Origin of the sequence: Enterobacter sp. 342, assembly GCF_036663495.1 — a bacterium.
In the GTDB taxonomy this organism is placed as follows: Bacteria; Pseudomonadota; Gammaproteobacteria; order Enterobacterales; family Enterobacteriaceae; genus Enterobacter.
Genome location: NZ_JAWUEI010000001.1, coordinates 140,446 through 162,739 on the forward strand (window position 1 = coordinate 140,446; position 22,294 = coordinate 162,739).

The 22,294-nt window shown below is 54.1% G+C and carries 21 protein-coding genes and 1 pseudogene; 12 read left to right on the forward strand and 10 right to left on the reverse strand.

All coding sequences use genetic code 11. The features are described 5' to 3' along the window. Positions 1 to 2 precede the first annotated feature (2 nt). A complete protein-coding gene (pabB, locus tag V6E55_RS00735; RefSeq protein ID WP_316941936.1) occupies positions 3 to 1,328 on the reverse strand; it encodes an aminodeoxychorismate synthase component 1 in 1,326 nt (441 codons plus the stop codon). Positions 1,329 to 1,389: 61 nt separating this feature from the next. On the opposite strand from pabB, the gene V6E55_RS00740 reads away from it, so the two are divergent. Next, a complete protein-coding gene (locus tag V6E55_RS00740) occupies positions 1,390 to 1,572 on the forward strand; it encodes a YoaH family protein (protein WP_008500497.1) in 183 nt (60 codons plus the stop codon). Positions 1,573 to 1,578: 6 nt separating this feature from the next. Here the strand turns inward: V6E55_RS00740 and V6E55_RS00745 are convergent, their stop codons facing one another. Further along, positions 1,579 to 1,923, reverse strand: coding sequence for a RidA family protein (locus V6E55_RS00745; RefSeq protein ID WP_316941937.1), 345 nt, complete (start codon positions 1,921 to 1,923; stop codon positions 1,579 to 1,581). A gap of 134 nt (positions 1,924 to 2,057) precedes the next feature. Between V6E55_RS00745 and V6E55_RS00750 the strand changes: the two genes are divergently transcribed. The 5 genes from V6E55_RS00750 (at position 2,058) to rnd (ending at position 8,437) form a co-directional block, all read left to right on the forward strand. Beyond that, complete coding sequence (locus V6E55_RS00750; protein WP_114976927.1) at positions 2,058 to 3,968, forward strand: ATP-dependent DNA helicase; 1,911 nt, start codon at positions 2,058 to 2,060, stop codon at positions 3,966 to 3,968. Positions 3,969 to 4,034: 66 nt separating this feature from the next. After that, a complete protein-coding gene (tsaB, locus tag V6E55_RS00755) occupies positions 4,035 to 4,730 on the forward strand; it encodes a tRNA (adenosine(37)-N6)-threonylcarbamoyltransferase complex dimerization subunit type 1 TsaB (RefSeq protein ID WP_316941938.1) in 696 nt (231 codons plus the stop codon). Positions 4,731 to 4,767: 37 nt separating this feature from the next. Beyond that, positions 4,768 to 5,349 carry a Slp family lipoprotein gene (locus tag V6E55_RS00760; RefSeq protein ID WP_114976929.1) on the forward strand — a complete coding sequence of 194 codons (582 nt, stop codon included), beginning with the start codon at positions 4,768 to 4,770 and terminating at the stop codon, positions 5,347 to 5,349. 203 nt (positions 5,350 to 5,552) lie between these two features. Next, positions 5,553 to 7,238, forward strand: coding sequence for a long-chain-fatty-acid--CoA ligase FadD (gene fadD / locus V6E55_RS00765; protein WP_316941939.1), 1,686 nt, complete (start codon positions 5,553 to 5,555; stop codon positions 7,236 to 7,238). An 83-nt stretch (positions 7,239 to 7,321) separates the two neighbouring features. Next, positions 7,322 to 8,437 (forward strand): ribonuclease D, encoded by a 1,116-nt coding sequence (rnd, locus tag V6E55_RS00770; RefSeq protein ID WP_316942037.1) that lies wholly within the window; start codon positions 7,322 to 7,324, stop codon positions 8,435 to 8,437. 74 nt (positions 8,438 to 8,511) lie between these two features. On the opposite strand, the gene minE is transcribed toward rnd, so the two are convergent. The 3 genes from minE to minC are packed head-to-tail and all read right to left on the reverse strand — an operon-like array spanning position 8,512 to position 10,328. Beyond that, positions 8,512 to 8,781: a cell division topological specificity factor MinE gene (minE, locus tag V6E55_RS00775; RefSeq protein ID WP_008500504.1), complete on the reverse strand. Its 270-nt coding sequence runs from the start codon at positions 8,779 to 8,781 to the stop codon at positions 8,512 to 8,514. A 3-nt stretch (positions 8,782 to 8,784) separates the two neighbouring features. Then, on the reverse strand, positions 8,785 to 9,597 hold the full coding sequence (gene minD / locus V6E55_RS00780; protein ID WP_114976930.1) for a septum site-determining protein MinD: 813 nt from the start codon (positions 9,595 to 9,597) through the stop codon (positions 8,785 to 8,787). 23 nt (positions 9,598 to 9,620) lie between these two features. Then, positions 9,621 to 10,328, reverse strand: a complete 708-nt coding sequence (gene minC / locus V6E55_RS00785) for a septum site-determining protein MinC (protein ID WP_129995567.1) — start codon at positions 10,326 to 10,328, stop codon at positions 9,621 to 9,623. 123 nt (positions 10,329 to 10,451) lie between these two features. Here minC and V6E55_RS00790 point away from each other — a divergent pair, with 123 nt between their 5' ends. The 3 genes from V6E55_RS00790 to V6E55_RS00800 all read left to right on the forward strand — a co-directional run bounded on the left by V6E55_RS00790 (position 10,452) and on the right by V6E55_RS00800 (position 11,968). Continuing rightward, on the forward strand, positions 10,452 to 10,727 hold the full coding sequence (locus V6E55_RS00790) for a YcgL domain-containing protein (protein ID WP_028018682.1): 276 nt from the start codon (positions 10,452 to 10,454) through the stop codon (positions 10,725 to 10,727). A gap of 47 nt (positions 10,728 to 10,774) precedes the next feature. Further along, on the forward strand, positions 10,775 to 11,434 hold the full coding sequence (locus V6E55_RS00795; RefSeq protein WP_114976932.1) for a fumarylacetoacetate hydrolase family protein: 660 nt from the start codon (positions 10,775 to 10,777) through the stop codon (positions 11,432 to 11,434). Between the two features lie 93 nt (positions 11,435 to 11,527). After that, positions 11,528 to 11,968 (forward strand): YcgN family cysteine cluster protein, encoded by a 441-nt coding sequence (locus V6E55_RS00800; RefSeq protein WP_028018684.1) that lies wholly within the window; start codon positions 11,528 to 11,530, stop codon positions 11,966 to 11,968. 65 nt (positions 11,969 to 12,033) lie between these two features. Here V6E55_RS00800 and dsbB read toward each other — a convergent pair whose 3' ends face one another. Both dsbB and nhaB read right to left on the reverse strand, forming a co-directional pair. After that, positions 12,034 to 12,564, reverse strand: coding sequence for a disulfide bond formation protein DsbB (dsbB, locus tag V6E55_RS00805; protein WP_316941940.1), 531 nt, complete (start codon positions 12,562 to 12,564; stop codon positions 12,034 to 12,036). A 143-nt stretch (positions 12,565 to 12,707) separates the two neighbouring features. After that, the gene (gene nhaB, locus V6E55_RS00810) at positions 12,708 to 14,246 is read right to left on the reverse strand and encodes a Na(+)/H(+) antiporter NhaB (protein ID WP_236921020.1); all 1,539 of its coding nucleotides are present in this window, start codon (positions 14,244 to 14,246) and stop codon (positions 12,708 to 12,710) included. A gap of 201 nt (positions 14,247 to 14,447) precedes the next feature. On the opposite strand from nhaB, the gene fadR reads away from it, so the two are divergent. Then, positions 14,448 to 15,167 carry a fatty acid metabolism transcriptional regulator FadR gene (gene fadR / locus V6E55_RS00815; RefSeq protein ID WP_028018687.1) on the forward strand — a complete coding sequence of 240 codons (720 nt, stop codon included), beginning with the start codon at positions 14,448 to 14,450 and terminating at the stop codon, positions 15,165 to 15,167. Positions 15,168 to 15,241: 74 nt separating this feature from the next. Here the strand turns inward: fadR and V6E55_RS00820 are convergent, their stop codons facing one another. Beyond that, positions 15,242 to 16,774 (reverse strand): SpoVR family protein, encoded by a 1,533-nt coding sequence (locus tag V6E55_RS00820; protein ID WP_024909810.1) that lies wholly within the window; start codon positions 16,772 to 16,774, stop codon positions 15,242 to 15,244. Between the two features lie 321 nt (positions 16,775 to 17,095). On the opposite strand from V6E55_RS00820, the gene V6E55_RS00825 reads away from it, so the two are divergent. Then, on the forward strand, positions 17,096 to 18,394 hold the full coding sequence (locus tag V6E55_RS00825) for a D-amino acid dehydrogenase (protein ID WP_028018688.1): 1,299 nt from the start codon (positions 17,096 to 17,098) through the stop codon (positions 18,392 to 18,394). Between the two features lie 9 nt (positions 18,395 to 18,403). Then, positions 18,404 to 19,474, forward strand: coding sequence for a catabolic alanine racemase DadX (gene dadX / locus V6E55_RS00830; RefSeq protein WP_108089702.1), 1,071 nt, complete (start codon positions 18,404 to 18,406; stop codon positions 19,472 to 19,474). 111 nt (positions 19,475 to 19,585) lie between these two features. Here the strand turns inward: dadX and V6E55_RS00835 are convergent. Both V6E55_RS00835 and ldcA read right to left on the reverse strand, forming a co-directional pair. Beyond that, positions 19,586 to 21,253: pseudogene (locus V6E55_RS00835) on the reverse strand (potassium/proton antiporter); the annotation flags it as partial. Between the two features lie 97 nt (positions 21,254 to 21,350). Next, complete coding sequence (gene ldcA, locus V6E55_RS00840; protein WP_316941942.1) at positions 21,351 to 22,265, reverse strand: muramoyltetrapeptide carboxypeptidase; 915 nt, start codon at positions 22,263 to 22,265, stop codon at positions 21,351 to 21,353. Positions 22,266 to 22,294: the final 29 nt, after the last annotated feature.

A 22,294-nucleotide genomic window follows, 5' to 3' on the forward strand; every position in this document is an offset into this window, starting at 1 on the left:
GATTACTCCAGTTGTTTCAGGATACGGTTAACTTTATCAAAGGTTTCCTGATATTCCGCATCGACCTGGCTATCGGCAACAATGCCGCCTCCGGCCGAACAGTAAAGGTTTCCGTTGCAGGCCGTCAGCGTGCGGATCGTGATGCTGGTATCCAGCGTGCCACAGAGGCTGATATAGCCAATGCTACCGCACCAGGCGTTGCGGCGGTGCGGTTCCAGTTCGTCGATGATTTCCATGGCGCGAATTTTTGGCGCGCCAGTGATGGATCCGCCAGGAAACGCGGCGCGGAGCAGATCGCAGGCGGTGCGAGAAGTGGGCAGACGCGCGGTAATGGTACTGACCAGATGATGCACCGCCGGGAACGGTTCGACGACAAACAGTTCCGGCACGCGTACGCTGCCCGGAATGGCCACCCGGCCTATATCGTTACGCATGAGATCAACAATCATCAGGTTTTCGGCGCGGTCCTTCGGTGAGGTGGCCAGTTTTTCTGCCTGCTGACGATCGGCGTCGGGATCGGTAAGACGCGGCAATGTGCCTTTAATCGGACGGGTTTGGATCGTGCCCTCTGCCAGATGAATAAAGCGCTCAGGCGACAAGCTGAGTATTGCCCCCTGTTTCAGGCGAATAAACGCGCTGAACGGTGCCCGGTTAGTGGCATTGAGGCGGATAAATGCCTGCCATTCATCGCCTTCATAAGTCGCCTGGAAACGCTGGGCAAGGTTAACCTGATAACAGTCACCGCTTTGCAGATACGCCTGAACGCGCGAGAATTTTTCGGCATATTCCGCGGCGCTCATATTTGAGCACCACCCGGAGGTTAGTGTGAACGTCTGTGCCGGGGCAGCTTGCTGCGCCTCAAGCCACGCCAGGCGCGCCTGCACGTCATGATGGCTCAGAAGGGAAACCGTTTTTTTCTGATGATCAACGATTAACGCCCAGTCATACAGTCCCACGGCCATGTCTGGCAGGGAAATATCAGCCTGCGCATGTTCAGGTAGCGTTTCGAAACGACGACCCAGATCGTAGCCAAACAGGCCCAGCGCGCCCCCCTGAAAAGGGAGGTCCGGGTTCGGTGTGGCAGATAAGCCCAGCGCGTTAATTTCTTGCTGAAGCAGCATCAGTGGATCGTCGGTTAACGACATGTCATCGGTTGTCAGCGTCTTAACGGGGTCGGCTACCAGAATATCGAAGCGGCTGTACGGGTGATCCGCATAGCCGGAGTGCAGCAGCATCGCAAACGGAAGATGGCTCAAACGAGCAAACCAGAATTCAGCGGCGTCCGTACGCCAGGGCAGGGTAATAACAGTGGGGAAGCGCATGTTCATGTGTGGCATACTACCGGGCAGCGTGAAATAATTAGCGCCAATAATTTAGCAGGAGTTGACGATGTTTGCAGGTTTACCTTCTCTGAGCCATGAGCAGCAGCAGAAAGCGGTTGAGCGAATTCAGGAACTGATGTCCCAGGGGATGAGCAGCGGACAGGCGATTTCCCAGGTGGCGGAAGAACTGCGCGCCACGCATACCGGCGAGCGGATCGTGGCGCGTTTTGAGGATGAAGATGAAGAGTGATCGGGCTTAAACCGCCGCGATAATCTTAATCTCAACCTTGTATTCCGGTTTCATCAGCGTGGCCTGTACGGTGCAGCGTACAGGCGCGTGACCTGCTACAACCCACGCATCCCAGGCTTTGTTCATTGCCGCGAAGTCATCTTTGTTTGCCAGAAAAATCGTCGCATCCAGAATGCGGGATTTGTCGCTGCCCTGTTTTTCCAGCACCGCGTCAATCTGCGCCAGGGTATTTGCCGTCTGCTCGAATGCATCTGCTTCCAGGTTAGCCGGTACGCCAGTGTAGTAGAGCGTCTGGTTATGGATCACCACATCAGACCAGCGGGCTTCGGCATCAATGCGCACAATTGTCATAAACGTTTCCTCGTTATTTTTCGTCATCAGGCGGCAAGACTGCCATATTGTTCCGCTGTCGTCACTATATTGGGGTGGCACTGGAGAGAAGGGGCTGACATAATCCCTGTGCAAAAATACAGTGAGAGAACAACGTGGCAGACGATTTTTCCCCTGAAGGTCAATTAGCACAGGCCATCCCTGGTTTCAAACCGCGTGAACCACAGCGGCAGATGGCGCATGCCGTTGCGCGCGCGATCGACAAGGCGCAACCGCTGGTGGTCGAAGCCGGAACCGGCACGGGGAAAACGTATGCTTACCTTGCACCGGCGCTGCGCGCGAAAAAGAAGGTGATCATTTCCACTGGATCGAAAGCGCTGCAGGATCAGCTCTACAGCCGCGATTTACCCACCGTGGCAAAGGCGTTGAAATACAAAGGACGTCTGGCCTTGCTGAAGGGGCGCTCCAACTATCTCTGTCTGGAACGTCTTGAGCAGCAGGCGCTGGCGGGGGGTGATCTGCCGGTGCAAACCCTGAGTGACGTTATTATTCTTCGCGCCTGGGCGAACCAGACCGAAGAAGGGGATATTAGTACCTGCGCGAGTGTGCCGGAAGACTCTCCTGCCTGGCCGCTGGTGACCAGTACTAACGACAACTGTCTTGGCAGCGACTGCCCACTGTATAAAGACTGCTTTGTGGTGAAAGCGCGCAAAACGGCGATGGATGCCGATGTGGTGGTGGTTAACCACCATCTGTTTCTCGCCGATATGGTGGTTAAAGACAGCGGTTTTGGTGAGCTGATCCCCGAGGCGGACGTCATGATCTTCGATGAAGCCCATCAACTGCCGGATATCGCCAGCCAGTATTTCGGTCAGTCGCTCTCCAGCCGTCAGCTACTGGATCTGGCCAAAGATTTCACCATTGCTTACCGTACTGAATTAAAAGATACCCAGCAGTTGCAGAAGTGTGCCGACCGACTGGCGCAAAGTGCCCAGGATTTTCGCTTACAGCTTGGCGAGCCGGGCTATCGTGGCAACCTGCGTGAACTGCTGGCCGACAAAAATATCCAGCGCGCATTGCTGCTGCTGGATGATGCCCTTGAGCTCTGTTACGACGTGGCGAAACTGTCTCTCGGACGCTCCGCGTTGCTGGATGCCGCCTTCGAGCGCGCCACGCTCTATCGCGGGCGGCTCAAACGGCTGAAAGAGATTAACCAGCCGGGTTTCAGCTACTGGTATGAGTGTACCTCACGTCATTTCACCCTCGCCCTGACACCGCTTACCGTGGCAGATAAATTCAAGGAGGTGATGGCACAAAAACCAGGAAGCTGGATCTTCACCTCGGCAACGCTTTCGGTGAATGACGATCTGCACCACTTTACCGAGCGTCTGGGCATCGAGCATGCGGAGTCACTGCTGCTGCCAAGCCCGTTCGATTACGAAAAACAGGCGCTGCTCTGTGTGCCGCGCAATTTGCCATTACCGAATCAGCCCGGTGCCGCACGCCACCTGGCGGCGATGTTAAAACCGATGATTGAGGCAAACAACGGCCGCTGCTTTATGCTCTGCACCTCTCACGCCATGATGCGAGACCTGGCTGAGCAGTTCCGTGCCACCATGACCTTGCCCGTGCTGTTACAGGGTGAAACCAGCAAAGGGCAACTGCTGCAGCAGTTTGTCAGCGCCGGTAATGCCCTCCTTGTGGCAACCAGCAGCTTCTGGGAAGGGGTGGATGTGCGCGGGGACACGCTCTCGCTGGTGATTATTGATAAACTGCCGTTTACCTCTCCGGACGATCCGCTGCTGAAAGCGCGCATGGAAGATTGCCGCCTGCGCGGAGGCGATCCGTTTGACGAAGTCCAGTTGCCGGATGCGGTAATTACCCTTAAGCAAGGGGTAGGGAGATTGATCCGCGACGTGACCGACCGCGGCGTGCTGGTCATTTGCGATAACCGGCTGGTGATGCGCCCGTATGGTGCCACTTTCCTTGCAAGCCTGCCGCCCGCGCCACGTACGCGGGACATAAAACGCGCGGTGCGTTTCCTCGCAAACCCAACGGCGGAGTAATTTGCCCCGGAGTGTGCTAAGATGCGCGCCATTTTGTGACTGATCCTTGCGAGAGCGCGACAACTGATGCGAATTCTGGCTATTGATACCGCTACAGAGGCTTGTTCCGTTGCCCTGTGGAACGACGGTACTATCTCTGCTCATTTCGAAGAGTGCCCACGGGAACATACCCAGCGCATTCTGCCCCTGGTAAAAGCGATTTTAACTCAGGGCAACACCTCCTTAACCGACCTCGATGCGCTGGCCTTTGGCCGAGGGCCTGGCAGCTTTACGGGCGTACGTATCGGGATTGGCATTGCACAGGGGCTGGCGCTGGGCGCTGAGCTGCCGATGATTGGCGTCTCTACTCTCGCCACCATGGCGCAGGGCGCATGGCGCATGACCGGAGCAACGCGCGTGCTGGCCGCGATTGATGCCCGCATGGGTGAAGTCTACTGGGCCGAATATACGCGCGATGAAAACGGCGTGTGGCACGGTGAAGAGACGGAAGCCGTGCTTAAGCCGGAAGCGGTCACTGAACGACTGCAACATCTGTCCGGTGAGTGGGCGACTGTCGGCACGGGCTGGCCTGCATGGCCCGAGATGGCGAACGATACCGGGGTGACGCTGGTGGATGGCAACATGTTACTGCCAACTGCGGAAGATATGCTTCCGATTGCCTGCCAGCTGCTTGCAGAAGGAAAAACCGTTGCCGTGGAACACGCAGAGCCGGTTTATTTGCGAAACACCGTTGCGTGGAAGAAACTTCCGGGCCGCGAGTGAATCTCAGTAACAGGAACTGAGAAAAAGGAGTCGCATCATGGCGGTTCAGACTAAAGTAGTACGCCTTATTATGGCAGGCGTTGTAGCCATAGCACTGAGCGGATGCGTTTCCGTTCCTGATGCGATAAAGGGCAGCAGCCCGACGCCACAGCAGGATCTGGTCCGGGTGATGAATGCCCCTGAGCTTTACGTCGGCCAGGAAGCTCGCTTCGGCGGCAAGGTGATCGACGTACAAAACCAGCAGGGAAAAACCCGTCTGGAGATCGCAACCGTTCCGCTGGACAGCGGTGCTCGGCCTGTACTGGGTGAAGCCTCTCGCGGTCGGATTTATGCGGACGTCAGTGGTTTCCTTGACCCGGTCGATTTTCGCGGACAACTGGTGACCGTCGTCGGGCCGATTACCGGTGCCGTGCAGGGCAAGATCGGTAACACACCGTATAAATTCATGACCATGCAGGTTAACGGGTATAAACGCTGGCGTCTGGCGCAGCAGGTGATCATGCCGCCTCAGCCTATCGACCCGTGGATGTGGGGACCGCATCCTTATCGTTATGGCTACCCGGGCTGGGGTTGGTATAACCCAGGACCTGCACAGGTACAGACTATCGTTACTGAGTAACTTACTGTTATTGCTGGAAAAGAGACAGCGGCTCAGCCGCTGTCTCTGTTTTTTTACGGACAAGACGAAAAAAAAGAGTGACGCGCTTCGCAACCTTAAATCTGAACAATTAATAAACTGGTACGCTGAGTTAATATAATGTTAACAAACTGTTTATTATCGGGGTTGTGATGACGACGAACACTCATTTCAGAGGTGATGCATTGAAGAAGGTTTGGCTTAACCGTTATCCCGCAGATGTTCCTGCCGAGATCAATCCTGACCGTTATCAATCCCTGGTTGAATTAATTGAACACTCGGTAAGGCGTTATGCCGATCAACCCGCTTTCGTGAACATGGGCGAGGTGATGACGTTCCGTAAACTTGAGGAGCGTAGCCGGGCGTTTGCGGCTTACCTGCAGGAAGGTCTGGGACTGCAAAAAGGGGACCGCGTCGCGCTGATGATGCCGAACCTGCTGCAATACCCGGTAGCATTGTTCGGTATCCTGCGAGCAGGGATGATTGTCGTCAACGTTAACCCGTTGTACACCCCGCGTGAACTGGAACACCAGTTGAACGACAGCGGTGCGGCGGCAATTGTGATTGTCTCTAACTTTGCCCACACACTGGAAAAAGTGGTCGATAAAACCCAGGTTAAGCACGTCATCCTGACGCGTATGGGGGACCAGCTCTCCACCGCCAAAGGCACGCTGGTTAACTTTGTCGTCAAATACGTCAAACGCCTGGTGCCAAAATACCATCTGCCGGATGCTATCTCCTTCCGCCGTGCGCTCCATGCGGGCTATCGTATGCAATACGTCAAGCCGGAAGTGGTGTCAGAAGACCTGGCCTTCCTGCAATACACTGGCGGCACTACCGGTGTGGCGAAAGGCGCGATGCTGACCCACCGTAACATGCTGGCAAATCTTGAGCAGGTGAATGCCACGTATGGCCCACTGCTGCATCCTGGAAAAGAGCTGGTCATTACAGCATTGCCGCTGTATCACATTTTTGCGCTCACCATGAACTGTCTGCTGTTCATTGAACTGGGTGGCCAAAACGTATTGATTACCAACCCGCGCGATATTCCTGGGCTGGTCAAAGAACTGGCAAAATATCCGTTCACCGCGATGACCGGTGTGAATACCCTGTTTAACGCGCTGCTTAACAACAAAGAGTTCCAGCAGCTTGATTTTTCGACGCTGCACCTCTCTGCGGGTGGTGGGATGCCGGTGCAACAGGCAGTCGCCGAGCGCTGGGTCAAACTCACCGGTCAGTATTTGCTGGAAGGCTATGGCCTGACGGAGTGTGCGCCGCTGGTTAGCGTCAATCCACATGATATCGACTACCACAGCGGTAGCATTGGTCTGCCAGTGCCTTCGACAGAAGCTAAACTGGTCGATGATGACGATAACGAAGTTGCACCGGGTGAGCCGGGAGAACTGTGTGTTAAAGGGCCACAGGTGATGCTGGGTTACTGGCAGCGTCCTGATGCGACAGACGAAATCATCAAAGACGGCTGGTTACATACCGGGGACATCGCCGTGATGGATGATGAGGGCTTCCTGCGCATCGTTGACCGTAAGAAAGACATGATCCTCGTGTCAGGCTTCAACGTCTATCCGAACGAGATCGAAGATGTCGTCATGCAGCACAGCGGCGTACTCGAAGTGGCGGCGGTAGGGGTTCCTTCCGGCAGCAGTGGTGAAGCGGTCAAAATTTTTGTGGTCAAGAAGGATCCGTCTCTCACCGAGGAGGAACTGGTAACGTTCTGTCGCCGTCAACTGACGGGCTACAAGGTACCGAAGCTGGTTGAATTCCGCGATGAGCTGCCGAAATCAAACGTTGGAAAGATATTACGACGAGAATTACGTGACGAAGCCCGTGGCAAAGTAGACAATAAGGCCTGAGCTTCACGCTAATCGCCCAGACGCCGGTTAAGCCGGCGTTTTTTATGGGCGCAAACAAAAGAGAACCCGTTTTGAATTACCAGATGATCACGACCAATGACGAGCTGGCTTCGCTGTGCGAAGTGACGCGCGACTTTCCTGCCATTGCCCTGGATACCGAATTTGTCCGTACCCGGACTTATTATCCGCAGCTGGGTTTAATTCAGATGTTCGACGGTAAACATGTGTCGCTGATCGACCCTCTTGGTATTACCGACTGGACGCCAATGCGTGACCTGCTGCTCGATACTGCCGTGACGAAATACCTGCACGCAGGCAGTGAAGATCTGGAGGTCTTTCTCAACACGTTTGGCATCATGCCGCAGCCGTTGATTGATACGCAGATCCTGGCGGCATTCAGCAATCGTCCACTCTCCTGGGGCTTTGCTGCCATGGTGGAGGAGTACACGGGCCTGACGCTGGACAAAAGCGAATCCCGTACTGACTGGCTGGCACGCCCTCTGACTGAGCGTCAGCTGGAATACGCGGCGGCAGACGTGTTTTATCTGCTGCCGATTGCCGGACAACTGATGAAAGAGGCTGAAGCTTCAGGTTGGCTGGCTGCGGCCCTGGATGAGTGTCGTATGGCGCAACAACGTCGCCAGGAAGTGGTTGACCCGAAAGACGCCTGGCGTGATATCACTAATGCCTGGCAGTTGCGTACGCGTCAGCTGGCGTGCCTGCAACTGTTAGCGGACTGGCGTCTGCGCAAAGCCCGTGAGCGCGATCTTGCCGTTAATTTTGTGGTCCGTGAAGAGCATCTCTGGGCGGTTGCACGCTATATGCCAGGTAGCCTGGGCGAGCTGGACAGCATTGGGCTTTCAGGAAGCGAGATCCGTTTCCACGGCAAAACCCTGCTGGCGCTGGTCGCAAAAGCGCAGGAGCTGCCGGAAGATGCGTTGCCGGAACCGCTGCTGAATCTGATGGATATGCCGGGCTACCGTAAAGCGTTTAAGGATATCAAAGCGCTGGTGCAGACCGTCGCAACGGAAAGCAAACTGAGTGCAGAACTGCTCGCCTCACGCCGACAGATTAACCAGCTGCTGAACTGGCACTGGAAGTTGAAACCGCAAAATGGTTTGCCGGAAATGGTGGCAGGATGGCGTGGTGAATTGATGGCCGATCGTCTGAATACGCTGCTGGAAGGGTATCCGCGCTAATAAATATGCCGGGTGAAATACCCGGCATATTCCCCCGGCGGCGCTGCGCTCACCGGGGTTACAAAACCACAAACCTACGGACGTGACTCTTCCGCTTCCGGGAGCGTAACGTTCAGCTCCAGAATCGAAATATCCCCGTCTTTCTGCTCCAGCTGTACGGTGACCATCTCCGGGTCAATCTGCACATACTTACAGATCACTTCCAGGATGTCCTTACGCAACTGCGGCAGGTAATGAGGCTCGGCGTCGCTACGACGGCGCTCCGCCACGATAATTTGCAGACGTTCTTTAGCGATGTTGGCGGTGTTCTTTTTCCGCGAGAGAAAAAAGTCCAGTAATGCCATAACTTATCCTCCGAACAGGCGTTTGAGGAAACCTTTCTTCTCTTCTTCAATGAAGCGGAAAGGACGTTCTTCTCCCAGCAGACGGTCAACAGTATCAGCATACGCTTTACCTGCATCTGCCATTGTATCAAGGATCACTGGCTCGCCCTGGTTAGAGGCGCGTAACACGGACTGATCTTCCGGGATTACACCCACCAGCTTGATGCGCAGGATCTCCAGCACGTCTTCCATGCTCAGCATGTCACCTTTGTTCACGCGGCCCGGGTTGTAGCGGGTGAGCAGCAGGTGTTCTTTAATCGGGTCTTCGCCATTTTCCGCACGACGTGATTTCGACGCGAGGATCCCCAGAATGCGGTCTGAGTCACGCACGGATGAAACTTCAGGGTTGGTGGTGATGATTGCTTCATCAGCGAAGTAGAGCGCCATCAGGGCACCGGTTTCGATACCCGCAGGGGAGTCGCAGACCACAAAGTCGAACTCCATTTTTTTCAGATCATCGAGCACCTTTTCGACTCCTTCACGGGTCAGCGCGTCTTTGTCACGCGTCTGAGAGGCCGGGAGAATGTAGAGGTTCTCGGTGCGCTTATCTTTAATCAGCGCCTGGTTCAGCGTAGCATCGCCCTGAATGACGTTCACAAAGTCATACACGACGCGACGCTCACATCCCATGATCAGGTCGAGGTTACGCAGACCGATATCGAAGTCGATAACGACGGTTTTCTTTCCCTTCTGGGCCAAACCAGTAGCGATGGCCGCGCTGGAGGTGGTCTTGCCAACGCCTCCTTTACCCGAAGTAACAACAATAATGCGTGCCATAGAAATTCCTTGTTAAAAAGGGATCAATTCAACGGTTGAACGGTCAACGCGTCGTCTGCCAGGCGCAGACGAGCCGCTTTGCCATAAAATTCGGCTGGGATCTTGTCGCTCAGCCAATATTCACCTGCGATGGACACCAGTTCCGCCGTCAGGTGAGTACAAAATATTTGTGCATCCCGATCGCCACTTGCACCCGCGAGCGCACGTCCACGCATCATACCGTAAACGTGAATATTGCCATCTGCAATCAGCTCTGCGCCAGCACTGACGTGGCTTGTAACAATCAGATCACAGTTTGGTGCATAAATGCGCTGACCGGAACGAACCGGTACATCAATCATTCGCGTTTTTGTGACAGCGGTAACGTTTTGCACCGCAGGAGGGGGCGTCTGGACGGCAACAGGTGCTGCACGTGAGGCTTTTTCTTTGCCCTCAGTCAGAAGTGGCAGCCCAGCACGGTCAATTTCCGCTTTCAGCTCAGTATCTTTGCAGCCGCTGATGCCAACAATACGCAGCCCGGTCGAGGAGACGGCTTGCTGGAGAAGTTTCCAGTTAACCGGCGCTTCAAGCGCGCTGACATTGATAACAACAGGGGCGTGTTTCAGAAAAGCGGGAGCCTGGGCGATTTTGTCTTCTAACGCCTGACGAATAACCTCGGGTTTTGCATCATGCAAATGTACCACTGATAAGGTGAAGCTACTGCCTTTAAGCTCGATGGGCGTGTTTGACATCCTGGCCTTACTCAATTTGCTATTAACCGCAACCACTCGCTGCGATATTCCGAAGAGTATCAGGCATGTTATAGTCAGGAGTATATTGAGGCAAGCAACCACCCATTAATTCAGAGTAAAAACATGTTTTGTGTGATCTACAGAAGTACAAGTCGTGACCAGACCTATCTTTATGTCGAAAAGAAAGACGATTTTTCCCGCGTGCCTGAAGAATTAATGAAAAGCTTTGGCCGACCACAGCTGGCGATGCTGCTGCCGCTGGATGGTCGTAAGACTCTGGTGAATGCCGATCTGGAAAAAGTGAAAACGGCATTAACCGAGCAGGGCTATTATTTACAGCTTCCACCACCGCCCGAGAATTTATTAAAACAGCATCTTGAGGCGAACGGAAAAAAATAGTCTCAACTGTTTTTGGGCACAACACATCAACCGTTTAGGGGGCGACCATGTATCAACATCATAACTGGCAAGGTGCATTACTGGATTATCCCGTCAGCAAAGTGGTCTGCGTGGGCAGCAACTATGCAAAACATATTCAGGAGATGGGCAGCGCGACGCCAGAAGAACCGGTTCTGTTCATTAAGCCAGAAACGGCGCTTTGTGATATCCGTCAGCCGCTGGCCTTACCGCAGGGGTTGGGTTCAGTCCATCACGAAGTTGAACTCGCTGTGCTGATCGGTGCGACGCTGCGTCAGGCCTCTGAAGAACATGTCCAGAAAGCGATTGCCGGTTACGGCGTGGCTCTGGATCTGACACTGCGCGATGTTCAGGGCAAAATGAAGAAAGCGGGGCAACCGTGGGAAAAAGCCAAAGGTTTTGATAATTCCTGCCCCATTTCCGGTTTTGTTCCGGTCAGCGAATTTACCCGCGATCCGCAGGACACGCCGCTCAGCCTCAAGGTCAATGGGGAGATCCGTCAGCAGGGCACTACGGCCGATATGATCCATAAGATTGTGCCGCTGATCGCCTATATGAGCCGCTTCTTTACCCTGAAACCGGGTGATGTGATCCTGACTGGTACGCCCGAAGGTGTCGGCCCCCTTATTAGCGGCGATGAACTGGACGTTGGTTTTAATGGCCTGTCGCTGAAAACCCGCGTGCTGTAACCGCATCTTGCCGCCTGAAGAGGGCGGCAAAACTTGCAACAACGTGCCAGACTCGTTATAAGGTGCGCTTTCTTTTGACGTGTGGACATCCTGATGAACGACATCCCTTTCTGGCAAAGCAAAACTCTTGATGACATGACTGACGCGGAATGGGAATCATTGTGCGACGGATGCGGGCAGTGCTGCCTGCACAAGCTGATGGATGAAGATTCTGACGAAATCTACTTCACCAACGTTGCCTGCAAACAGTTGAACATCAAAACCTGCCAGTGCCGTAACTATGAGCGTCGGTTCGAGTTTGAGCCGGACTGCATCAAATTAACCCGCGATAATCTGCCAACCTTCGAATGGCTGCCGCATACCTGCGCGTATCGCCTGCTGGCGGAAGGGAAGGATTTACCGAACTGGCACCCGCTGCTGACGGGGTCGAAAGCGGCGATGCACGGTGAGCGCATTTCAGTACGCCACATTGCGGTGAAAGAGTCTGAGGTCCGGGACTGGGAAGATCACATCATGAATCATCCCAACCGTTGAGTTGAAATAAAAAACCCGCCGAGGCGGGTTTTTTATTGTTTGCTGTGTATCGGGTCGCGCTGCGTTTACCTTCCAAACAAATCGCGTTTCTTCGGTTTGAATGGCTGGGCAATCAGCACCAGCAGTGCCACGACGAAGTAGGTCACAAAAATACCCACCAGCCACTGCGGCATCTCCAGAGTCAGGAATTCCCACTGACGAACGGAGCAGTCACCGGAGGCAACAAAAACCTGCGGCAGCCATTTATCCAACGGCAACCAGCTCGGGAAGCGGGCGGCGAAATCACAGGTCATAAACGGTGACGGATGCAGCTGCATCATAGTGTGCTGCCAGGAGAGTTCAATCCCTTTCCAGGCGCTGTACAACCAGATAGCGATTGCGGCGTAGCGCAACGGCGTTTTCGGTGCAATCGCACCCACCAGGCCAGCGCCCATAATGCCGAACAGTGCGCAGCGCTCGTAGATGCAGAGCACGCAGGGTTTAAGTCCCATCACATGCTGGAACCACAGCGCGACCATTTCCAGCGCAAAGGCGGTCAGGGCCATTAACAACCACGCTCCGCGACCGCGGGAGCACTGGTTTAAAAATCTCAACATAATCATTTCCCTGGAACATGCTTAGAAAGCGCAGTGTAAACGAATTCGTCTTTCGCGCCAGATGTACCTGACGAAATAAAACGTAATTGGATGTTTATCGTGCGAAAAGGCAAACGGGCAGCGAACTGCCCGATATACATACTTTACTGCGCCGCAAGTATACCCGCTTGTATCAACCATTGCGTACAGGGAATGAGGGTAATTTTGACGCAAAGCAATCCCACGATCGTGAGCACCAGCGTATAGGGCAGGGCCATCCAGACCATCTTGCCATAAGAAAGTCGTATGAGTGGCGCCAGTGCAGAGGTCAACAGGAAGAGGAAAGCGGCTTGTCCGTTAGGCGTCGCCACCGACGGCAGATTAGTGCCGGTATTGATCGCCACAGCCAGTAACTCAAACTGACCTGTGCTGATGACGCCTTGCTCCATGGCAGCTTTCGCTTCGTTGATGTAGACCGTTCCGACAAAGACGTTATCTGATATCGACGAAAGCAGGCCGTTAAACAGATAAAACAGCGAGAGCTGAGCATCCGGTGCAGCCTGTAAAACAAAGGCAATAATTGGCGCGAAGAGGTGTTGGTCAATAATCACCGCCACAACGGCAAAAAATACAGCCAACAGTGCGGTAAACGGCAGGGCTTCAGTAAACGCTTTGCCGATAGCATGCTCATCCGTCACACCAGTGAAAGTGGCGGCGAGGATAATGACCGACAGGCCAATTAATCCTACTTCTGCAAGATGAAACGCCAGCGCGGCAATAAGCCAGACACCGATGATCCCCTGCGCAATAAGACGCAGTGTCTCCTGGCGTGTCCGCTGGCTACGGCTTTGCAGATCGAATTTTTGCAGTTCCTGACGTACCGGGTCCGGGAGTTGTGCACCGTAGCCAAAGAGACGAAACTTCTCCACCAGCATACAGGTCACCAGGCCGCAGAGCAGAACCGGTACACTCACCGGTGCCATTCGCAGGAAGAAATCACCAAAGTGCCAGCCTGCCGCTTTGGCAATGATCAGGTTTTGCGGTTCACCCACCATTGTCATCACGCCACCCAGTGCGGTGCCGACACCGGCATGCATCATCAGGCTTCGCAGGAAGGCGCGGAACTGTTCCAGCACTTCCCGGTGGTAAGTGTCAACCTGGCTGTCATCCAGCAGATCGTCCCCGGGACGCGAAGAGGCCGCCCGGTGGTAAATTCCGTAAAATCCAACGGCTACGCTTATCACCACGGCAACAACCGTCAGTGCATCCAGGAAGGCCGAAAGAAACGCGGCAGCCATGCAGAAGGCCAGCGACAGAAGCGTTTTCGACGGAATACTGAGCAGCAGGCGGGTAAAGATAAACAGCAGTAGCTGCTTCATAAAGTAGATACCGGCCACCATAAATATCAGCAGCAGAAGTACTTCAAGATTCGAGGCCAGTTCTGCTTTCACGTGCTCTGCGCTGGTCATACCGATAACGACCGCTTCAAAAGCCAGCAAGCCGCCAGGCAGCAGGGGATAACATTTTAGCGCCATCGCCAGAGTGAAGATAAATTCCGCGACCAGCAACCACCCGGCAATAAACGGGTTCACAATAAAAATGATGGGGTTAACGATCAGGAACACCAGTAATAACAGTTTGTACCAGTCGGGTGACTGGCCTAAAAAATTGCGCCACACTGCGCGCCCAAAAGAAATTTCCACGACAGACGTCCTTCCCCGTCAACTAAGACAAAACATGAGTATACGCAAAAATCGCGGCCTGGAGGTGGATATGACTGCATTGTAAATTTCACAAAAATGAAACCGTGATCCCTCTTTTCTCTCTTTGCCGCGCTATCTGCTACAGCGTGCCTCTGGTATGATGAGTCCAATTTGCTAAAGCTGTGTAATGGAAATCTCACTATGGTCATTAAGGCGCAGAGCCCGGCGGGTTTCGCGGAAGAGTACATCATTGAAAGCATCTGGAATAATCGTTTTCCTGCGGGGTCCATTCTTCCGGCTGAACGCGAACTCTCTGAACTGATTGGCGTCACTCGCACCACGCTGCGTGAAGTGCTCCAGCGACTGGCACGTGATGGGTGGTTGACGATTCAGCACGGCAAACCAACGAAAGTGAACAACTTCTGGGAAACTTCCGGGCTGAACATTCTTGAAACGCTGGCGCGTCTCGACCATGAAAGCGTGCCGCAACTGATCGATAATCTGCTTTCTGTTCGCACCAACATCGCGACGATCTTTATTCGTACCGCTTTTCGTCAGCATCCTGAAGACGCTCTTGCAGTACTGGCCAGTGCGAACGAAGTTGAAGATCACGCAGATGCGTTTGCAACCCTCGATTACAACGTCTTCCGTGGGCTGGCGTTTGCCTCTGGCAACCCAATCTATGGCCTTATTCTGAACGGGATGAAAGGGCTGTATACCCGCATTGGTCGCCACTATTTTGCTAATCCGGAAGCCCGCAGCCTGGCACTGGGTTTCTACCATAAGCTGAGCAAGCTCTGTTCTGAAGGTCTGCACGATCAGGTCTATGAAACCGTGCGTCGCTACGGCCATGACTCTGGTGAAATCTGGCACCGTATGCAGAAAACCCTACCGGGTGATTTAGCGATTCAAAGTCGTTAAATAAAAAAACCTCTCATATGAGAGGTTTTTTTTTCGTCGGATGGCGCGACGCTTAGCGGACAAACAGGGCAGAGCTACAGCGTATTCAACCGCGCCGGACAACGCTCAAGTAACTCCACGCTACCATCTTCATTCTGCTGCTCAAGTTGCACGTCAAAGCCCCACAGGCGATGCACATGCTTCAGCACTTCTTTACGCCCTTTATCCAGTGGCGCGCGGTTGTGCGGGATATAACGCAAGGTCAGAGAACGGTCACCGCGTAAATCAACGTTCCACACCTGAATATTGGGTTCAAGATTGCTCAGGTTGTACTGAGAAGAGAGGCGAGAGCGGATCTCACGGTACCCCTCTTCGTTATGGATCGCTGAAATCTCCAGATAATTATTCCGGTCATCGTCCAGGACGGTAAAGAAGCGGAAATCACGCATGATCTTCGGCGACATAAACTGGCTGATAAAGCTCTCATCCTTAAAGTCGCGCATGGCGAAATGCAGCGTTTCCAGCCAGTCGGAACCAGCGATATCCGGGAACCAGTACTTGTCTTCCTCTGTAGGTGACTGACAGATACGTTTAATGTCCTGGAACATGGCAAAGCCAAGCGCGTACGGATTAATACCGCTGTACCACGGGCTGTTGTACGGCGGCTGGAACACCACATTGGTATGGCTATGCAGGAATTCCATCATAAACCGCTCGGTGACTTTTCCTTCGTCATACAGGTGGTTGAGAATGGTGTAGTGCCAGAATGTTGCCCAGCCCTCGTTCATCACCTGGGTCTGTTTTTGCGGGTAGAAATACTGGCTTACCTTGCGCACGATGCGCAGGATCTCACGCTGCCATGGCTCCAGCAGCGGAGCATTCTTCTCCATAAAATAGAGCAGGTTTTCTTGCGGCTCAGACGGATAGCGACGCGCTTCGGCAACTGCTTTCTCTTCCTCACGCTTCGGCAGAGTACGCCACAACATATTCACCTGGCTTTGCAGATACTCTTCGCGGCTTTTCTGCCGGGCTTTCTCCTCCTGCAGGGAGATTTTCTGTGGACGTTTATAGCGATCCACGCCGTAGTTCATCAGCGCGTGGCACGAGTCGAGCAGTTTTTCCACTTCATCCACGCCGTAACGCTCTTCACAGTCGGTAATGTACTTACGGGCGAAGATGAGGTAATCGACAATAGAACTGGCATCTGTCCAGCTGCGGAACAGGTAGTTGTTCTTGAAAAAGGAGTTGTGTCCGTAGCAGGCATGCGCCATCACCAGCGCCTGCATGGTAATGGTGTTCTCTTCCATCAAATAAGCAATACACGGGTTGGAGTTGATGACAATCTCATACGCCAGCCCCTGCTGGCCGTGCTTATACAACCGTTCCGTTTCAATAAATTTTTTACCAAACGACCAGTGAGGATAGTTAATCGGCATCCCGACGCTGGAGTAAGCGTCCATCATCTGTTCGGACGTAATGACTTCAATCTGATGCGGATAGGTATCCAGGCGATACAGTTTTGCAACCCGGTCGATTTCGGCGAGGTAGACATCCAGCAGCTCGAAGGTCCAGTCGGGTCCATCGCTCAGACGTGTGTTGTCCTTGTTCAGGGAATCAATAGTAGCCATTAGCGCGCCCTCGTTGTGGGTGCTCTCTCTGTCTGGAGAGCCTCCTTTCAAGCATAGATCAACGTGTTAAAAAGCGTGCTGGAGCAGAAATTTTTTCTTTGCGATTTCGCGTTTTTGATACGGCAAATAAACGGTGTCTCGCAGCATATTATGCTGGTTAAAAATAACGCGCAGCATGAGATCCCAAATTAGCACTATCCCCTGATGCTGGGGGATGTGTGAGGTAAGTCACCATAAAAAAGTCATATGTTGAATAATATTTTCAACTAGGTTATCAATCTGTAATTAGAGGATTGTTCTTTTGCACATAATGGAGTGGCTATGCGTGTTGTCATACTGGGAAGTGGTGTCGTTGGCGTAACCAGCGCCTGGTATTTAAGTCAGGCGGGACATGACGTGACCGTTATCGATCGTGAGTCAGGACCTGCGCTTGAAACCAGCGCGGCGAATGCCGGACAAATTTCTCCGGGCTATGCGGCGCCGTGGGCGGCCCCCGGTGTTCCACTGAAAGCGATTAAATGGATGTTCCAGCGCCATGCGCCGCTGGCCATCAGCCTCGACGGCACCCAGTTCCAGTTGAAGTGGATGTGGCAAATGCTGCGCAACTGCGACACCCGACACTACATGGAAAACAAAGGGCGTATGGTGCGTCTGGCGGAATACAGCCGTGATTGTCTGAAAGCCTTGCGTGCGTCGACCGGTATTGAGTACGAAGGCCGCCAGGGCGGGACACTGCAGCTGTTCCGTACAGAGCAACAGTACGAAAATGCGACCCGTGATATCGCCGTGCTGGAAGATGCCGGAGTACCGTATCAATTGCTGGAAGCCAGTCAGCTTGGTCAGGTTGAACCGGCTCTGGCGGAAGTGGCGCACAAACTGACGGGCGGTCTGCGTCTGCCTAATGACGAAACCGGTGACTGCCAGCTCTTTACGCAACGTCTGGCGCAAATGTGCGAGCAGGCGGGGGTGAAATTCCGCTTTAACACCTCTGTCGATAAGCTGCTGTCGGAAGGGGAAAAGATTTACGGCGTGAAGTGTGGAGATGAGGTGATCAAAGCCGATGCTTACGTCATGGCGTTTGGCTCGTACTCCACTGCCATGCTGAAAGGCATTCTCGATATTCCTGTCTACCCGCTCAAGGGCTACTCGCTGACCATTCCGGTGAAAGAGGAGAGCGGCGCGCCCGTGTCGACCATCCTGGATGAAACCTACAAAATTGCCATTACCCGTTTCGATAACCGTATTCGCGTCGGTGGGATGGCGGAGATTGTCGGCTTCAACACCGAGCTGCTGAAGCCGCGTCGTGAAACACTGGAGATGGTGGTAGGGGATCTCTTCCCGCGCGGAGGTTTTGTTGAACAGGCGACATTCTGGACCGGTCTTCGTCCAATGACCCCGGACGGCACACCTATCGTGGGCCGCACACCGTTTAAAAATCTGTGGACCAATACCGGACACGGTACGCTTGGCTGGACGATGGCCTGTGGGTCTGGCCAGCTGTTGAGCGACCTGATTTCCGGGCGCACGCCGGCCATTCCGTTTGACGATTTAAGTGCCGCACGCTATCAATCGGGGTTTACCCCTTCGCGTCCACAGCACCTGCACGGCGCGCATAACTAAGGAGTTGTCATGTCCCGTCCTGTTCTGGCTCAGCTGGATTTGCAGGCCCTGAAGGATAACCTGCAAATTGTACGCCGGGCAGCACCTGGTTCACGCGTCTGGTCGGTGGTGAAAGCGAATGCCTACGGCCACGGTATTGACCGTATCTGGAGCGCACTGAGCGCCACCGACGGTTTTGCGTTACTTAATCTGGAAGAGGCCATTCTGCTGCGTGAGCGCGGCTGGAAAGGGCCTATCCTGTTGCTTGAGGGTTTCTTCCACGCCGACGACCTGCCGTTACTGGATAAGTACCGTCTGACCACCAGCGTTCACAGCAACTGGCAAATTAAAGCCCTGCAGGATGCAAAACTGCACGCACCGCTGGATATTTATCTCAAGGTCAACAGCGGTATGAACCGCCTGGGCTTCCAGCCTGAGCGGGTTCATACAGTCTGGCAACAGCTTCGTGCACTGAAGAATGTGGGTGAAATGACGTTGATGGCGCACTTTGCCGATGCGGAAAAACCTGATGGCATTGCCGATGCCATGGTGCGTATTGAGCAGGCGGCTGAAGGGCTGGATTGTCCGCGCTCGCTGTCAAACTCAGCCGCCACGCTATGGCATCCTGAAGCCCACTATAACTGGGTGCGCCCGGGGATTGTCTTGTACGGCGCATCTCCGTCAGGTCAGTGGCAGGATATCGCCAACAGCGGCCTGAAGCCGGTCATGACCCTGCGCAGTGAAATCATCGGCGTGCAGACGCTGAAGGCCGGTGACACGGTGGGCTACGGCAGCCGTTACCGGGCGAAGGGTGAGCAACGGATTGGTATTGTGGCGGGCGGCTATGCCGACGGCTACCCGCGCATCGCCCCGACCGGCACGCCAGTCCTGGTAGATGGTGTGCGCACCGGTACGGTGGGTACTATCTCTATGGATATGCTGGCCGTTGATTTGACGCCATGCCCGCAGGCGGGGATCGGTTCACCGGTTGAGCTGTGGGGTAATGAAATCAAAATTGACGATGTGGCCGCTGCGGCAGGAACGGTGGGGTACGAATTGATGTGTGCTCTGGCGCCAAGAGTGCCGGTTGTGACGGTGTAACATATATTCGCCGGGTAGCGCGAGCGCTTACCCGGCAGAAAACCGCTACTCCGCTTCCTCGTCCATTGGCCTCACGCCAACTTTCCTGACCTCATTATCTTCTTTTTCGGCCACCGTCCAGATCATCCCGGCAAACTCCACCTGGTCACCAACGACAGGGGCTGCACCCAGCAGTTGCTGAATGATTTCACCCAGCGTTTGCTGTTTATCGCGGTACTCCAGTCCCTCATCCAGACCGTAAATCAGCGCCACATCGGCAAACTTAGCACTCGCTTCCAGAATAAAATCACCAAAGAAGCGCTGATCCAGTGCCACTGGTGGCGACTGACTGAACAGTTTGCCCAGCGCAGGCAGATCGCGCTCGCGGCCAATGACACACAGGATATCGCCTTCGCGCAGACGAGTGCTGCCGGTAGGATGCAGCAGGGCATTATCACGGAACAGCGCGGCAATACGCGTTTCGGTTGGCATATGTAAATCGCGAAGCGATGCTCCCACACACCATTTGTCAGCGCTCAACTGATAGACGAATTGTTCCCATGGGTTCTGAGGGTGAATGTCCAGCCCCACGCGGGAAACCGGCCAGCCGACAGGAGGGACCACCACTTTGGCTTTTTTCGCTGCCCACCCGAGCGAGGTTCCCTGGAACAGCAGGGAGATCAGAACCACGAAGAACGCCACGTTAAAGAACAATCGCGCATTATCCAGACCGGCCATCATCGGGAAGACGGCAAGAATAATCGGCACCGCACCACGCAGCCCCACCCAACTGATAAAAACCCGTTCACGCAGATTGAAACCGCGAAACGGCAGCAGGCCCGCAAACACCGATAGCGGACGGGCGAAGAAGATCATCCACGCAGAAAGCATCAGCGCCGGAACGGCAATCGGCAACAGGTCTGACGGCGTGACCAGCAGACCCAGCACCAGGAACATGCCGATTTGCGCCAGCCACGCCAGACCGTCGAAATTCTGTAAAATGGCATGACGATTGCGAATCGGACGGTTGCCCATCAGGAATCCGCAGAGATAAACCGCCAGAATGCCGCTGCCATCCAGCGCCGTGGTAACGGCAAAAATCAGAATGCCGCCGCTCAGCGCCAGCAGAGGGTAAAGCCCCAGAGGAAGCGAGATACGGTTGATCATCTGCTGTAACAGATAACCGCCCGCCAGACCGATGATAATACCCAGACCGAACTGCTGCAGAATATGCCAGGCAAACATCCAGCTCAGCCCGTTTTCGTGCTGCTGAATCATCTCGATTAACGTGATGGTGAGAAACACCGCCATCGGATCGTTACTGCCGGATTCAATCTCAAGCGTGGAACCAACACGTTCGTTAAGCCCCTTTCCGCCGAGCAGAGAAAACACGGCTGCGGCATCGGTTGAGCCAACGATAGCGCCAATCAACAAGCCTTCCATGATATTGAGATGGAAAAGCCACGCGGCCATCATCCCGGTCAGGCCAGAGGTAATCAACACACCGACTGTGGCGAGCGACAGTGCCGGCCCTAAGGCCACACGGAACGAACTCGCCTGGGTGCGCATTCCACCGTCCAGCAGGATCACCGCCAGCGCGAGGTTACTCACCATGTAAGCGAAAGGGTAGTTATCGAATGGGATACCGCCGATGCCATCAATGCCAGCCAGCATGCCGATGGCAAGGAAAATAACAAGAATAGGTATGCCGAGACGCGATGAAAATGAACTTAATAAAATACTACTGGTTACAAGCACAGAACCCAGAATGAAAAGGCTGATTATCGCTGCGGCATCCAATGTTGTCTTTCTCCCACCTCAATGTTAACGCTGTTACTAAAACCCTAACATATTAACGGTGGCAACAGCGTTTTATTAAGGGGGTTAAACGGTTTTTTTATGCCTTTATGACAGGATGGCCGCTGATGGTTAGTCGACTGCCTGAATTATCATGAACCAGTGCGGCGTGCGCCCCCAGCGCCAGGGTCACAGTCTGCTGCTCATGGCCAAAATCCAGCCCAGTAATAACCGGAATATCCAGCCGCGAGCGAATGAAGTCGACCATGGTCTCAAGAGAGTAACCTGCGTCATAATCATTCGGTGCCGAGCCGCTAAAACTGCCCAGTACAATCGCGGACTGACTTTCGAGGATCCCGGCGTGATAAAGCTGCAATAACATACGCTCAACACGGAACGGATGTTCGTTGATATCTTCAAGCACCAGAATGCCGCCCTCAATTTGCGGCAACCACGGCGTACCAATCAGCGAGACCAGCATCGCCAGGTTACCGCCCCAGAGCTGGCCCTCACACTCCCAGTGTGGCCCACGGCCTTGCCATTTCACGCTATAGGTCGGTTTTTGCAGCGCAAGCCAGAAATGTTCCATGGTAAACGTATCCAGCTCTGGTGCGCCGAAATTACCCGCCAGCATCGGACCGCTGAAGGTAATAACGTTATGCAAAGCGAGCAGCCCAAGCTGGATCACCGTGAAATCGCTGTGTCCGCAGATCAGCAGCGGATCCTGCTGTTGACGCTGTGCCAGCCCTTGCCAGTCGATACTCTCCAGTAAGCGACTCGCACCGTATCCCCCGCGCACCGCGAGCACAATCTGGTTTTCGCCCTTCAGGTTCACCAGGCTATTAATATCATTCAGCCTCTGCGCTTCCGTTCCGGCAAAACGCTGAAGACGGCGAGGGATAATCGTCTGATTTTCTACCTGATGGCCAGACTCCAGCAAGCGCTGAACGCCCCGTTGTGCCGCGTCCTGGTTAATGCAGTAGCCCGATGGCGCGATGAGATGAAACTGAGACATGGCAATTCCTTGCTGAATGAGAAACTAAT